Annotated in this window: 13 protein-coding genes; 9 read left to right on the plus strand and 4 right to left on the minus strand. The window is 63.3% G+C overall.

The genetic code is table 11. The features are described 5' to 3' along the window. Positions 1-71: 71 nt before the first annotated feature. On the minus strand, positions 72-497 hold the full coding sequence (locus tag BHD07_RS05785; RefSeq protein WP_100669329.1) for a hypothetical protein: 426 nt from the start codon (positions 495-497) through the stop codon (positions 72-74). A gap of 232 nt (positions 498-729) precedes the next feature. On the opposite strand from BHD07_RS05785, the gene hisS reads away from it, so the two are divergent. The 5 genes from hisS to BHD07_RS05810 all read left to right on the plus strand — a co-directional run bounded on the left by hisS (position 730) and on the right by BHD07_RS05810 (position 6,214). Continuing rightward, positions 730-2,244, plus strand: a complete 1,515-nt coding sequence (gene hisS, locus BHD07_RS05790) for a histidine--tRNA ligase (protein WP_198516569.1) — start codon at positions 730-732, stop codon at positions 2,242-2,244. A 5-nt stretch (positions 2,245-2,249) separates the two neighbouring features. After that, positions 2,250-3,389, plus strand: a complete 1,140-nt coding sequence (locus tag BHD07_RS05795) for an ATP phosphoribosyltransferase regulatory subunit (RefSeq protein WP_100669325.1) — start codon at positions 2,250-2,252, stop codon at positions 3,387-3,389. Beyond that, positions 3,386-4,081 carry an ATP phosphoribosyltransferase gene (gene hisG, locus BHD07_RS05800; RefSeq protein WP_338278362.1) on the plus strand — a complete coding sequence of 232 codons (696 nt, stop codon included), beginning with the start codon at positions 3,386-3,388 and terminating at the stop codon, positions 4,079-4,081. The genes BHD07_RS05795 and hisG overlap by 4 nt, the downstream gene beginning before the upstream one ends. A gap of 120 nt (positions 4,082-4,201) precedes the next feature. Then, complete coding sequence (locus tag BHD07_RS05805) at positions 4,202-4,909, plus strand: glutathione binding-like protein (protein ID WP_275596690.1); 708 nt, start codon at positions 4,202-4,204, stop codon at positions 4,907-4,909. A 78-nt stretch (positions 4,910-4,987) separates the two neighbouring features. Beyond that, positions 4,988-6,214 (plus strand): NAD(P)/FAD-dependent oxidoreductase, encoded by a 1,227-nt coding sequence (locus tag BHD07_RS05810; protein ID WP_275596689.1) that lies wholly within the window; start codon positions 4,988-4,990, stop codon positions 6,212-6,214. 196 nt (positions 6,215-6,410) lie between these two features. Here the strand turns inward: BHD07_RS05810 and groL are convergent, their stop codons facing one another. The 3 genes from groL to BHD07_RS05825 form a co-directional block, all read right to left on the minus strand. Further along, positions 6,411-8,048, minus strand: a complete 1,638-nt coding sequence (groL, locus tag BHD07_RS05815; protein ID WP_010968823.1) for a chaperonin GroEL — start codon at positions 8,046-8,048, stop codon at positions 6,411-6,413. A 75-nt stretch (positions 8,049-8,123) separates the two neighbouring features. Then, positions 8,124-8,420, minus strand: coding sequence for a co-chaperone GroES (gene groES, locus BHD07_RS05820; RefSeq protein ID WP_011970827.1), 297 nt, complete (start codon positions 8,418-8,420; stop codon positions 8,124-8,126). 191 nt (positions 8,421-8,611) lie between these two features. Beyond that, positions 8,612-8,887, minus strand: a complete 276-nt coding sequence (locus BHD07_RS05825) for a hypothetical protein (protein WP_275596688.1) — start codon at positions 8,885-8,887, stop codon at positions 8,612-8,614. On the opposite strand from BHD07_RS05825, the gene BHD07_RS05830 reads away from it, so the two are divergent. The 4 genes from BHD07_RS05830 (at position 8,871) to BHD07_RS05845 (ending at position 14,661) form a co-directional block, all read left to right on the plus strand. Beyond that, positions 8,871-9,719 carry a TIGR01459 family HAD-type hydrolase gene (locus tag BHD07_RS05830; RefSeq protein WP_275596687.1) on the plus strand — a complete coding sequence of 283 codons (849 nt, stop codon included), beginning with the start codon at positions 8,871-8,873 and terminating at the stop codon, positions 9,717-9,719. The genes BHD07_RS05825 and BHD07_RS05830 overlap by 17 nt on opposite strands. Before the next feature lie 13 nt (positions 9,720-9,732). Continuing rightward, positions 9,733-10,716 carry a bifunctional riboflavin kinase/FAD synthetase gene (locus BHD07_RS05835; protein ID WP_100669315.1) on the plus strand — a complete coding sequence of 328 codons (984 nt, stop codon included), beginning with the start codon at positions 9,733-9,735 and terminating at the stop codon, positions 10,714-10,716. Between the two features lie 282 nt (positions 10,717-10,998). Then, the gene (gene ileS / locus BHD07_RS05840; protein ID WP_338278380.1) at positions 10,999-13,908 is read left to right on the plus strand and encodes an isoleucine--tRNA ligase; all 2,910 of its coding nucleotides are present in this window, start codon (positions 10,999-11,001) and stop codon (positions 13,906-13,908) included. Positions 13,909-14,040: 132 nt separating this feature from the next. Continuing rightward, a complete protein-coding gene (locus BHD07_RS05845; protein ID WP_018094344.1) occupies positions 14,041-14,661 on the plus strand; it encodes a hypothetical protein in 621 nt (206 codons plus the stop codon). Positions 14,662-14,668: the final 7 nt, after the last annotated feature.

The raw sequence follows: 14,668 nt of genomic DNA on the forward strand, positions 1-14,668 counted from the left end.
TTTCCTTTCATCGAGTCCGCCGCTCACATGGGCGGACAGAATGCAAAGATGATGGAAATTGGCACGCGCCGTCAGGCGTCCGGATTGTCGCTATCCGGAAGGGCGAACACGCCTTCGAGCGAACCCTCTGCGCCCTCGTCCGTAAGCGTCGAATTGCCGATGCAATAGAGTGGCGAAGGATGTCCCGTTATGCCGCGGACGGTGGTCGAGAAGCAGAAGGACGAGGAGCTTTCCGTCGCCTGTTCCAGAATGTTCAGGATCGTGGAACGGTCGCCTCTGTCATAGGCCCTGACAAGGTCGACGATGCCGCAGGGATTGCGCCGCAGACCGAGGAGGGCAGCGGTTTTGGAACCTATCATAAAGGCGCCGCTGGAAAGGTCGCAGCGCCATGGCTCCACCAGGCAACCCGCCTGCGACACGCGGCGGGTCCAGGCTCTGTGCGTCTCCGGACTCAAAGGTTTTATGGATCCGGATCCCGGTGTCATGAAGTTCAGCATATCGCTCAGTCCCCAAAGTCGCCCTCGATCTGCTGCGTAACCTATACGCGTAAATTGCGAGATATACAATCACGGCATTGTGATCGGGCCTTTCGCGCAGGAACGCATGCAACGCCGCAATGTTCCGCAAGGCCGCACGCGCGCGGTCTTGCGGCTTGTCGCCGCCCTTGCCGCCCCTGCCATGATCCGGTAGGGAAGGCACCGACCAAGCTTGAAGTCCGGAATGCTTTCAATGAATGAAAAACAGAAGAAAACGCAGAAGCTCAGGGCACGCCTGCCGCGCGGCTTCGTCGACCGGTCGGCCGCGGACATTCGCGCCGTCGACGAAATGATCGCGAAAATCCGCGAAGTCTACGAACGTTACGGCTTTGATCCGGTCGAGACGCCGCTTTTCGAATATACCGACGCGCTCGGCAAGTTCCTGCCCGACAGCGACCGGCCGAATGAAGGTGTCTTTTCGCTGACCGACGACGACGACCAGTGGCTGAGCCTGCGCTACGATCTGACTGCGCCTCTCGCACGTCACGTGGCCGAGAATTTCAATGAAATCCAGCTTCCCTATCGTACCTATCGCGCCGGTTACGTTTTCCGCAACGAGAAGCCGGGCCCGGGCCGCTTCCGCCAGTTCATGCAGTTCGATGCCGATACGGTCGGTGCCGCCGGCGTGCAGGCCGATGCCGAAATGTGCATGATGATGGCCGACACGATGGAGGCGCTCGGCATTGCCCGCGGCGATTACGTGATCCGCGTCAACAACCGCAAGGTACTCGACGGCGTTCTGGAGGCGATCGGTCTCGGCGGAGTCGAGCAGACGAATACGCGGCTGACGGTGCTGCGCGCCATCGACAAGCTCGACAAGTTCGGTCCGCAAGGCGTGCGGCTGTTGCTGGGTGAAGGGCGCAAGGACGAGAGCGGCGACTTCACCAAGGGCGCCGGGCTGAACGAGGAGCAGATCGGCAAGATCCTTTTCTTCGTTGGGATCACGGACTATGCGAGCAGCGCGGACGATCTGGCGGCGCTCGTCGCCGGAACGGCCCGCGGCGCCGAGGGCGTCACCGAGTTGAACACGATCCGCAGCCTTGTACTCAGCGCCGGTTACGAGGCGGGCCGCATCAAGATCGACCCCTCCGTCGTGCGCGGCCTCGAATATTATACCGGTCCGGTCTTCGAAGCGGAGTTGCAGTTCGCCGTCACCAATGAAAAGGGCGAGAAGGTCGTCTTCGGCTCCGTCGGCGGGGGCGGCCGCTACGACGGCCTCGTGTCGCGCTTCATGGGTCAGCCGGTGCCGGCGACCGGCTTCTCCATCGGCGTGTCGCGGCTGATGACGGCACTCAAGAATCTGGGCAAGCTGGGCGCCGAACAGGTCACCGCTCCGGTTGTCGTTTGCGTCATGGATCGCGATATCGAAAGCATGGGGCGTTACCAGCGCTTCGTGCAGGATCTGCGGCATGCCGGCATCCGCGCCGAAATGTACCAGGGCAACAAGAAGAACTTCGGCGACCAGCTCAAATATGCCGACCGTCGCGGATCGCCGATCGCCGTGATTCAGGGGGGCGACGAGCGCGCCTCCGGCGTTGTGCAGATCAAGGACCTGATCGAAGGCAAGCGCCTTTCGGGCGAAATCGAGGATAATGTCGCCTGGCGCGAGGCGCGTGTCGCGCAGGTTTCCGTCCCGGAAGGCGAACTCGTCGCGAAGGTGCGCGAAATTCTGGCGGAACAGGCCGAGGACCGGAAAAGGGCGGGTTGACCGCAATGCCTCTGATCAATCTTCCCGCCTTTGCCGGTGACCTTCTCGCAGATTTCGAGCGGCGGAACACGCTGCGCGTCGATACGCCGGTCATCCAGCCGGCGGAGCCTTTCCTCGACATGGCCGGCGAAGATCTGCGCCGGCGCATTTTCATGACCGAGAGCGAGACCGGCGAGAGCCTTTGCCTGCGCCCCGAGTTCACCATTCCCGTCTGCCTCCGCCATATCGAGACCGCAACCGGTACGCCGCAGCGCTACGCCTACCTGGGCGAGGTGTTCCGGCAGCGCCGCGAAGGATCGAGTGAATTCTACCAGGCGGGCATCGAAGACCTTGGCGATCCGGATACGGCCGCTGCCGACGCCCGCGTGGTCGGCGACGCTATGTTCGTCCTCGCCAACCGGTTGCCGGGCGAGCGGCTGAACGTGACGCTCGGCGACCAGTCGGTGTTCGAAGCGGTGATTGCCGCATGCGGCCTGCCCGGGGGCTGGCAGAAGCGCCTCATCCATGCCTTCGGCGATCAGAAGCAGTTGGAACGGCTCCTGGCGGCGCTCGCCGATCCGAAGTCGCCCGGCGTCTTCGGTCACGACGTCGAGCGCGTCGCGTCGCTCGGCATGCTCGAGGACGAGGAGCGGCTCGTCGCCCATATCGGCGAGACGATGAAGGCGACCGGCTATTCGACCAATGCGAGCCGCTCGCCCCGCGATATAGCGCGGCGCCTGAAGGAAAAAGTCGAACTCGCCGCCACCCGGCTGGACAAGGAGGCGCTCGGCGTCATGCGCGCGTTCTTGGCTTTCGATCTGCCGCTCGCCGATGCTCCGGCGGCGCTCCACCGCTTCGCCGGCAAGGCGGGCCTGAAGATCGATGATGCGCTGGCGCTTTTCGACGCGCGCGTGGCCGCGCTTGCAAGGACCGGCGCCGATCCCGGCCTGATGCGCTACCGCGCCGCCTTCGGACGGCCGCTTGATTACTACACCGGGCTCGTCTTCGAAATCGGAGTCGAAGGCACGCCGGCGGTGCTCGCCGGCGGCGGCCGGTTCGACCGCCTTTTGACTTTGCTCGGTGCCCGCGAGCATATTCCGGCCGTCGGCTTTTCCCTCTGGCTCGACCGGATAGAACAGGCGATCGCTGCGGGGAGGGCGGAATGACCGTCACCATTGCGCTGCCCTCCAAGGGGCGAATGAAGGATGAGGCCTCGGCGATCCTCGAACGCGCCGGAATGAAGATTGCGGCAGTCGGCAGCGACCGGTCCTATCGCGGCCGCATTGAAGGGTGGGACGACGTCGAGATCGCCTATTTGTCCGCCTCGGAAATCGCCCGTGAGATCGGCAGCGGCGCGGTCGATTTCGGCGTCACGGGCGAGGACCTCGTGCGCGAAGGCCTGGCGGACGCCGATGCCCGTGTCGACTTCGCCGCCCGGCTCGGCTTCGGTCACGCTGATGTGGTCGTCGCGGTACCCGAGATCTGGTACGACGTCGACACCATGGCCGACCTCGGCGATGTCGCGGCGGACTTCCGCGCCCGCCATGGCCGCCGGCTTGCGATCGCCACCAAATACTGGCGTCTGACGCAGCATTTCTTCTCGGGCAGCCACGGCATCCAGCTCTACCGCATCGTCGAGAGCCTGGGAGCGACCGAAGGCGCGCCCGCGTCCGGCTCCGCCGACATCATCGTCGACATCACCTCGACGGGCTCGACGCTCAAGGCCAACCATCTGAAGATCCTTTCTGACGGCGTGATCCTGCGCTCCGAGGCCTGCCTCGTGCGGGCGCGCAAGGCCGCCCACGAGGGCAATCCGGTGATCGACCGGATCGTCGCTGCCGTGCAGGCCGCGCTCTGAGCGCGAGGACGGCGAAGGTGAAGACCGGCAAATTTGCCTTCGACCCTGACAAATGCAACCGACGCTCCCTATGTTGGGGCGGCAGACACCCTTTCGATTTCCCACCTAGAGGCATCCGTCATGGCTGATCTTTCTTCGTTTCCGATCACGGCTCGCTGGCCGGCGAAAAGTCCCGATATCATCCAGCTCTATTCGCTCCCGACGCCGAACGGCGTTAAGGTCTCGATCGCGCTCGAAGAACTGGGCCTGGGCTATGAGGCACACCGCATTTCCTTCGATACCAACGAGCAGAAGTCGCCCGAATTCCTGTCGCTCAATCCGAACGGCCGCATTCCGGCGATCATCGATCCGAACGGACCGGACGGAAAGCCGATCGGCCTCTTCGAATCCGGCGCGATTCTGATCTATCTTGCAGAAAAGACCGGCAAGCTCCTCCCGGCCGATGCGGCCCGCCGTTACGAGACGCTGTGCTGGGTGATGTTCCAGATGGGCGGCATCGGACCGATGTTCGGGCAGTTCGGCCATTTCTTCAAATTTGCCGCCGACAAGGTCGCCAACAACCCCTATCCGGTTCAGCGCTATCGCGACGAAGCGAAGCGTCTTCTCGGCGTCCTTGAAGCGCGGCTCGAGGGCCGTCAATGGCTGATGGGGGACGAATACACCATCGCCGACATCGCGACCTATCCTTGGGTGGAAGGGGCTCGCAAGTTCTATGGCGGCGCCGAGGTGCTCGACTATAAGAGCTTCCCGAACGTCATGGACTGGGTGGATCGCGGCCTGGCACGCCCCGCCGCCCAAAAGGGCATGGAGATCCCGCGCAAGGAGTAGTTTCGGGCGGGGGCCTCCGCCGGAGATTGACCGGGTGCCGGCCGGGAGGATAGCGATGGGCAGAGACGATTGAGACGGATGGAGCAGGTGTCGGGAAGACTTGTTGTTGTCGGTGGCGGTCAAGCCGCATTCGCTTTGGTCGCCAAGCTTCGCGCCCTCAAGGACATGCGTCCGATCACCGTGGTTGCCGCCGAAGCGAGCCTGCCCTACCAGCGGCCGCCGCTCTCCAAGAAATATCTGCTGCGCGAAATGACCCTCGATCGCCTGCTTTACCGGCCGGAGCCCTGGTATGCGGAGCACGAGATCGACATACGTCTTTCGACCGCCGCGACGGCGATCGATCGCGCCGCCAAACGCGTGACGCTCAGCGATGGCTCCAAACTTGCCTATGAGACGCTTGCCCTCGCGACCGGCGCCACGCCGCGTCGGCTGCCGGCTGCGGCGGGCGGCGATCTCGCGGGCGTTTTCGTCGTGCGCGATTTCCGGGATGCCGACCGGCTGGCAGAGGAGATGCAGCCCGGCCGGCGGGTGCTGGTCGTCGGTGGCGGTTACATCGGCCTCGAGGCTGCGGCGGTTGCCCGGACCACGGGGCTCGAGGTCACAGTCATCGAAATGGCCGACCGGATCCTTCAGCGTGTCGCCTCCGGCGCCACCTCGGCGATCGTCCGCGAAATTCACCGCTCGCACGGCGTGGATATACGTGAACGCATAGGGCTCCATCGTCTGATCGGCGACAACGGCCGCGTTACGGCGGCGGAACTCTCCGACGGCTCCGTCATTCCCGTCGATATCGTGATCGTCGGCATTGGCGTGGCGGCGAATGATGCGCTGGCGCACGAAGCCGGCATCGAAACCGCAAACGGCATTGTCGTCGACAGCCATGGCCGGACCTCAGATCCAACGATCTTCGCCATGGGCGACTGCGCCGTCCTGCCGTGGGACGGCATGCGCATCCGCCTCGAATCCGTGCAGAATGCCGTCGACCAGGCGGAAGCGGTTGCCGCGGTTCTCGCGGGCAGCACCGATCCCTACGACCCGAAGCCCTGGTTCTGGTCCGACCAGTACGACGTAAAACTGCAGATTGCCGGCTTCGGCCTCGGCCACGACGAAACGCTCGTCCGCCAGGGCCAGCGCGAGGGCAGCGTCTCGGTCTGGTATTTCCGCCAGGGCAAACTGGTCGCCGTCGATGCGATCAACGACGCCAAGGCCTATGTGACGGGGAAGAAGCTTCTCGAGGCGGGCGCCACGCCGGACCGTGTGCTGCTCGCCAATCCGCAGGTCGATCTGAAGGCATTGCTGACTTAGAGCACTTCCAGGAGAAGTGTGTAACGGTTTTCCGTCCGGAAATGCGTTGGACCAAAGGGTCAGAGCATTTCAGTGTTTCCATGAAACATTGAAATGCTCCAGCGCGGCCGCATGCGCTCCGGCATCATAAAACAAAAAGGGCGGCTCGAGAGCCGCCCTTCGGATCCGGATGGATCGTGCTAAGGCTGTCGCCTTATCACATCATGTCCATTCCGCCCATTCCGCCCATGCCGCCCGGCATTGCCGGAGCGTCCTTCTTGGGCAGTTCGGCGATCATGGCTTCGGTGGTGATGAGCAGCGAAGCGACCGAGGCTGCGTCCTGAAGCGCGGTGCGAACGACCTTGACCGGGTCGATGATGCCCATGGCGATCATGTCGCCATATTCGCCGGTCTGGGCGTTGTAGCCGAAGTCGTCGGTGTTCTTCTCGAGGATCTTGCCGACAACGATGGATGCTTCGTCGCCAGCGTTTTCGACGATCTGACGGGCCGGAGACTGCAGAGCGCGGCGAACGATGTTGACGCCGGCGTCCTGATCGTCGTTTTCACCCTTGACGGTGATCTTGACGGAAGAACGCAGCAGGGCAACACCGCCGCCCGGTACGATGCCTTCCTGAACTGCAGCGCGCGTCGCGTTGAGGGCGTCGTCGATGCGGTCCTTCTTTTCCTTCACTTCGACTTCCGTCGCACCGCCGACGCGGATGACGGCGACGCCGCCGGCGAGCTTGGCAAGGCGCTCCTGCAGCTTCTCACGGTCGTAGTCGGAGGTGGTTTCTTCGATCTGGGCCTTGATCTGAGCGACGCGGCCTTCGATGTCGGACTTCTGGCCGGCACCGTCGACGATCGTCGTGTTTTCCTTGGTGATCGAAACCTTCTTCGCGCGGCCGAGCATGTCGAGCGTGACGCTTTCGAGCTTGATGCCGAGGTCTTCCGAGATCACCGTGCCGCCCGTCAGGATGGCGATGTCTTCGAGCATGGCCTTGCGGCGGTCGCCGAAGCCCGGGGCCTTGACGGCAGCGATCTTCAGGCCGCCACGCAGCTTGTTGACGACGAGCGTTGCGAGTGCTTCGCCTTCGACGTCTTCAGCGATGATGAGGAGCGGCTTGCCGGTCTGAACGACGGCTTCGAGAACCGGGAGCATCGCCTGCAGGTTGGAGAGCTTCTTCTCGTGCAGGAGAATGAAAGCGTCTTCCAGGTCGGCGACCATCTTTTCCGGGTTGGTGACGAAGTAGGGCGACAGGTAGCCGCGGTCGAACTGCATGCCTTCGACGACTTCGAGCTCGGTTTCGGCAGTCTTGGCTTCTTCAACCGTGATGACGCCTTCGTTGCCGACCTTCTGCATCGCTTCGGCGATGTCGAGACCGATCTGCTTTTCGCCGTTTGCCGAGATCGTGCCGACCTGGGCGACTTCGTCCGAGGTGTTGATCTTCTTGGCCTTGGCGAGCAGGTCCTTGACGACTTCGGCGACAGCCAGGTCGATACCGCGCTTCAGGTCCATCGGGTTCATGCCGGCGGCAACGGCCTTCGCGCCTTCGCGAACGATCGCCTGGGCGAGAACGGTTGCAGTCGTCGTGCCGTCACCGGCGATGTCGTTGGTCTTCGAAGCGACTTCGCGGACCATCTGGGCGCCCATGTTCTCGAACTTGTCTTCGAGTTCGATCTCCTTGGCGACCGAAACGCCGTCCTTGGTGATGCGCGGCGCGCCGAACGACTTGTCGATAACGACATTGCGGCCCTTCGGGCCGAGCGTCACCTTGACTGCGTCGGCGAGGATGTCGACGCCGCGCAGCATCTTTTCGCGCGCGCTGCGGCCGAACTTGACTTCTTTAGCTGCCATTTTGAAAGCTCCTGGTTTCGAAACTCCGGAACTGGTCCGGTTTCAAATTACGGAATTTGAAGGGGTGCCGGCCGATCAGCCGATGACGCCCATGATGTCGGCTTCCTTCATGATCAGAAGGTCTTCGCCGTCGATCTTGACTTCGGTGCCGGACCACTTGCCGAACAGAATGCGGTCGCCGGCCTTGACGTCGAGCGGAACAACCTTGCCGCTTTCGTCGCGGGCACCCGAACCGACAGCCACGATCTCGCCTTCCTGCGGCTTTTCCTTAGCGGTGTCCGGAATGATGATGCCGCCCTTGGTCTTTTCTTCAGACTCGACGCGGCGGACGACAACGCGGTCGTGCAGCGGACGGAAATTGGTGCTTGCCATTGTCTAATCCCTCGATCAAATGACACTGCGGGTCGCGAATGGACCCGCCGGATGGGTGTTAGCACTCTTCTCAAGTGAGTGCTAGCGCCAGCCGAGATAAGGGTGGCCGTGAAATGAGTCAAGGATCGGCTCCGAGATTTTTTGCCGCCCGTGATCGTTGACAGAGCGAGGCCCCGCCGCGGCTTGTTTGATTACCTCATCCCTGGAAGAGGCGAGACTGCAGGATCCGTTTCCTGCCAAAGGAACATGCCGTAGACCGCGCAGTCGCCACGTGAGGAATTCAAGCGCATCGCCATGCGCGCCGACAAAACCGACCCGAGCTTCAACGCGCCGCTTCCTGGAATTGCTTTAAAATCCTTGGGAAGTGCCGCGTTTTTCTCGGCGTGAGGCTTGTATTCTTGCCCCTTCCTTGCGATGTCAGCCGGAAAGCCGAGTTTGCAGGAAGCCAGCATGGCCGTCAGGATCAACAGTTTTCGGGAAATCGCCGGTCGTTACGACGTGGTCCTTTGCGACGTCTGGGGCGTGCTTCACAACGGCATTCAAGCCTTTGCATCCGCCTGCGAAGCGCTGGCCGAGGCGCGCGCCCAGGGGCTGACCGTCGTTCTCATCACCAATTCACCCCGGCCGCATCCGGGCGTCACGGTGCAAATCCGCGGCCTCGGCGTCCCCGACGAAGCCTATGACCGTATCGTGACCTCCGGCGACGTGACGCAGGCGCTGATTGCGACGGCCGACAAACGCATCTTCTTCATCGGAGCCGACCGGGATCTGCCGCTGCTCGAAGGGCTCGGCACCGAGATCGTATCCGCCGACGAGGCCGAGACGATCGTCTGCGCCGGCTTCTACGACGACGAGACCGAGACGCCCGAGCACTACCGCGCGACGCTGACGGGGCTCGCCAAGCGGAAAATACCGTTCATCTGCGCCAACCCCGATCTTGTCGTGGAGCGCGGGCATAGGCTCATCCCCTGTGCCGGTGCCATCGCCAAACTCTATGAAGAGCTCGGCGGCGAGGCCCGCATTGCCGGCAAGCCCTATATCGCGATCTATCAGGCCGCTCTCGCGCAGGCCAAGTCCGCCAGGGGTAATTTCGATCTTTCGCGCGTCATCGCCATCGGTGACGGGATGCCGACCGACGTCAAGGGCGCGCAGGATGCCGGCTTTGACCTGCTCTACATCAGCGCGGGCATCCATGCGCAGGAATACATGCACGAAAGCCGCACCGACGAAGCGAGGCTCATGGCCTTCCTGAGGCAGAATGGGGCGCAGCCGAAATGGTGGATGCCGCGGCTGGCATGACGGGACGATCGGCATGACCGTTTTTCACCGCAACGAGACCCGCGATCCGCTGCCCGAACATCTACGCGGCGGTGTGGTCGCGATCGGCAATTTCGACGGCGTGCATCGCGGCCATCAGTCGGTGCTGAACCGCGCGCTGGAGGAGGCGGTGAAGCGGGCCGTTCCGGCGCTCGTGCTCACCTTCGAGCCGCATCCGCGTACCGTGTTCCGGCCCGACGCGCCGGTGTTCCGCCTCACCCCGGCACCGCTGAAAGCCCGCATACTCGAGGGAATGGGATTCGGTGCCGTCATCGAATATCCTTTCGACCGGAGCTTTTCGGAGCTTTCGGCCTCCGACTTCATTCATAGCATCCTGCGCGAATGGCTGCACGCCTCCCATGTCGTCACCGGTTTCGATTTCCATTTCGGCAAGGGGCGGGAAGGCGGGCCGGCCTTCCTGATGGCGGCCGGGGAGCGCGAGGGATTCGGCGTGACGCTTGTGGATGCATTCCGCGACGAAAACGCCGCCGTCATATCCTCGAGTTTCATCCGCTCGCTGCTAGCCGAGGGCGACGTTTCGCACGCGGCCGGGCTGCTTGGCTATCGCTATACGGTCGAAGCCGAGGTCATCGACGGCAAGAAGCTCGGCCGCACGCTCGGCTATCCGACCGCGAACATGCGCCTGCCGCCCGAGGCGGAGCTGAAGAGCGGCATCTATGCGGTGCGTTTCCGGAGGGCGGACGGGTCCCTCCATGACGGTGTCGCAAGCTTCGGCCGTCGCCCGACGGTCGACAGCGACGGCGAAGCCTTGCTGGAGACCTTCGTTTTCGATTTCTCCGCGGATCTCTACGGCGAGATCTGCGCCGTATCCTTCTTCGGCCGGTTGCGCGACGAACTCAAGTTCGACGGTCTGGAGCCATTGATGGTCCAGATGCGCAAGGACGAGAGCGAGGCCCGCGCGCTGCTTGCGGGCGTTCAGCCCCTGAGCGAGATCGACCGCAGGCTCAATTTCGCCTGAGCGGCGGCAGGGCCCTATGCCATCCGATGCGTCAAAGATTTCGGGCATGCGCGGCCGGCGGACCTTTTCAAAAGGCGGAAAACGCCTTAAAGAACCGGCCATAATGACCCGGTTCCATCGAGTGATCGTCGATCAGCGAATTATTGGCCCGGCTTTCCGCGCGCTCTAGTCTGCGCCGGAAGGTCCGGGATTTCGGCGTTTCAACGCCCCCATCATCTTCGAGATTACCGAACCCTTCCGCCTGCGTGACTGCCCCGCGCGGAAAACACGAATGCGAAAACCATGACCGAGACCGCTGAAAAGATCGACTATTCTTCCACTCTTTACCTGCCGCAGACGGACTTTCCGATGCGTGCCGGCCTGCCGCAGAAGGAGCCGGAGACCGTCGCCCGCTGGCAGAAGATGGAGCTTTACAAAAAGCTCCGCGCGTCCGCTGCCGGCCGCGAGAAGTTCGTCCTGCACGACGGCCCTCCCTACGCCAACGGCAACATCCATATCGGCCACGCCCTGAACAAGATCCTCAAGGATGTGATCAACCGCTCTTTCCAGATGCGCGGCTTCGATGCCAATTACGTGCCGGGCTGGGACTGCCACGGTTTGCCGATCGAATGGAAGATCGAGGAGAAGTACCGCGAGAAAGGCAAGAACAAGGACGAGGTGCCGGTCAACGAGTTCCGTAAGGAATGCCGTGAATTCGCAAGCGGCTGGATCGGGATTCAGACCGAGGAGTTCAAGCGCCTCGGCATCGAGGGCGACTTCGAAAACCCCTACACCACGATGAACTTCCACGCGGAAGCGCGCATCGCCGGCGAGTTGATGAAGATCGCCAAGTCCGGTCAGCTCTATCGCGGCTCCAAGCCGGTCATGTGGTCGGTCGTCGAGCGTACCGCACTTGCCGAGGCCGAGGTGGAATATGCCGACGTCGAAAGCGACATGATCTGGGTGAAGTTCCCGGTGATCGAAGGCCCCGATGCGCTTGCCGGCGCCTTCGTCGTCATCTGGACGACGACCCCCTGGACGATCCCCGGCAATCGCGCGATCGCCTACTCGTCGCGCTATGCCTATGGGCTCTATGAAGTCGCGACCGCCGAGAACGACTACGGCCCGCAGCCGGGCGAGAAGCTGATCTTCGCCAAGCGCCTCGCGGACGAGTCGGCGGCCAAGGCGAAGGTCACGTTCAAATTCGTGCGCGATGTGGAGGCGGCCGATCTGGCCGCGATTACCTGCGCCCATCCGCTGCACGGCCTGGGTGGCGGTTATGCGTTCAATGTCCCGCTTCTCGACGGCGAGCACGTCACCGACGATGCCGGTACCGGCTTCGTCCATACTGCACCCAGCCATGGCCGCGAGGACTTCGAGGCCTGGATGGACAATGTGCGCGTCCTCGAGGAACGCGGCATTTCGTCCACGATCCCGTTCCCGGTCGACGATGCCGGCTATTTCACCGCCGACGCGCCCGGCTTCGGTCCGGATGCGGAAGGCGGCGCCGGCCGCGTCATAGACGACAAGGGCAAGAAGGGCGACGCCAACGACCGCGTCATCAAGGCTCTGATCGGCCGTCACGCGCTCTTCGCGCGCGGCCGTTTGAAGCATTCCTATCCGCATTCCTGGCGGTCGAAGAAGCCGGTCATCTTCCGCAACACGCCGCAATGGTTCGTCACCATGGACAAGGATTTCGGCGACGGCACGACGCTGCGCTCGCGCGCGTTGAACGCGATCGACGAAACCCGTTTCGTGCCCGGCGCCGGCCAGAACCGTCTCCGGGCGATGATCGAGCAGCGCCCCGACTGGGTGCTTTCGCGCCAGCGCGCCTGGGGTGTGCCGATCGCGATCTTCGCCGACGACGAGGGCGAAATCCTCGTTGACGACGAGGTCAATGCCCGCATCCTCGACGCTTTCGAGAAGGAAGGAGCGGACGCGTGGTTCGCCGAAGGCGCGAAAGAGCGCTTTCTCGGCAACGACCACGACCATGCCCGCTGGCACCAGGTCACGGACATCCTGGACGTATGGTTCGATTCCGGATCGACCCACACCTTCACGCTGGAGGACCGTCCGGACCTGAAATGGCCGGCCGACGTCTATCTCGAAGGCTCCGACCAGCACCGCGGGTGGTTCCATTCCTCGCTGCTCGAAAGCTGCGCGACGCGCGGCCGCGCGCCCTACAACGCCGTCATCACCCATGGCTTCACCATGGATGAGAAGGGCGAGAAGATGTCGAAGTCGAAGGGCAATACCGTCACGCCCCAGGAGGTGATGAAGGATGCCGGCGCCGACATCCTGCGCCTCTGGGTCATGACGACGGACTATTGGGAAGACCAGCGCCTCGGCAAGACCATCATCCAGACGAATATCGATGCATACCGCAAGCTGCGCAACACGATCCGCTGGATGCTCGGCACGCTCGCCCACGACAAGGGTGAGGCTGTAGCGCTTGCCGACATGCCGGAACTCGAAAGGCTGATGCTGCATCGTCTTGCGGAACTCGACCGGCTGGTGCGCGAAGGCTACGACGCCTTCGACTTCAAGAGGATCGCCCGGGCGCTCATCGATTTCTCGAATGTCGAACTCTCGGCTTTCTATTTCGATATCCGCAAGGATGCGCTCTATTGTGACGCGCCGTCGTCGCTGCGCCGCCGCGCGGCCCTGCAGGTCATCCGCACCCTTTTCGATTGCCTGGTGACCTGGCTTGCACCCATGCTGCCCTTCACTGCCGAGGAGGCCTGGCTTTCGCGCAACCCGCAAGCCGTTTCCGTGCATCTCGAACAGTTCCCCACGGTCCCGGCGGTATGGCGTAACGACGCGCTCGCCGAGAAGTGGCGGAAGATCCGCGAAGTCCGCAAGGTGGTGACCGGCGCGCTCGAGATCGAGCGCAAGGAAAAACGCATCGGCTCTTCGCTGGAGGCGGCGCCGGCCGTCCATGTCGCCGATCCGGATCTGCTCCAGGCGCTCAACGGCCAGGACTTCGCCGAGATCTGCATCACCTCGGGGATCGAAGTCGACGGGGGCGAGGGCCCGGAGGATGCGTTCAGGCTGCCGGACGTCGCGAAAGTCAGCGTCGTACCGAAACTCGCCGAGGGCCGCAAATGCGCCCGCTCCTGGCGAATCACCACCGATGTCGGCTCCGATCCGCTCTATCCGGACGTCTCCGCGCGCGACGCGGCCGCCCTGCGGGAGTTCGGCTTCAAGCCGTAATCGATCGGCTTACCGGGTGAATTGCGTTCAGGCTCTTCATCCGGTAAAACCTGCCCGAAATTTGGCGGATTTTTCCGCCATGGGGCGCTGAATGGCCGTTTTAGCGACGCGCGGCCGGCTGGAAGGAATCTCATGGGAATGACGCGAGAGTTGCGAGCGGCTGCCGGCATTGCGGCCATCCTGGCGGGAGGTCTGGTGCTTTCCGGCTGCATCGGCGGCCCGACCTACGGAACGGACAAGACGGCCGGCGAGCATTTGCTCGACGATCTAGGCAGCGCGGTCAGCCTCGCTCCCGCGAAGAAGGATCCGGTCAAGTATCAGCCGCGCCCCGGTTTGGTGCTGCCGCCGCAACAGCAGCAGACCGCTCTGGTCGAGCCGCAGCAGTCGCTTGCAAGCCGCGAGGCCAACCCGGCCTGGGTCGAGTCTCCCGAAGAGACGCGCGCGCGTCTGCGCGAAGAGGCGGACGCCAACAAGAACGATCCCAACTACGTCTCGCCGCTGGCGAAAGCGAATGCCAACGGCCGCCGTCTTTCCGCCAAGGAGCAGCAGGAGGCCTATCGCGAGGCGCGCAAGATCGAACAGGGCGCCTATGCGGACAAGCGCCGTTTCCTGAGCGACCCGCCGCTCGAATACCGTCGACTGCCGGAGGGGGCTGAAGCCGATCTCGGAGAGCCCGAAAAGGACAAGGCGCGCCGCCGCAAGAAGGAGGCGCAGATCAAGAACTCCGGAAGCAAGTGGTACTGGCCGTTTTAGAGCGGAA

The organism is Sinorhizobium sp. KGO-5 (genome assembly GCF_036245905.1).
Lineage (GTDB): Bacteria > Pseudomonadota > Alphaproteobacteria > Rhizobiales > Rhizobiaceae > Sinorhizobium > Sinorhizobium meliloti_A.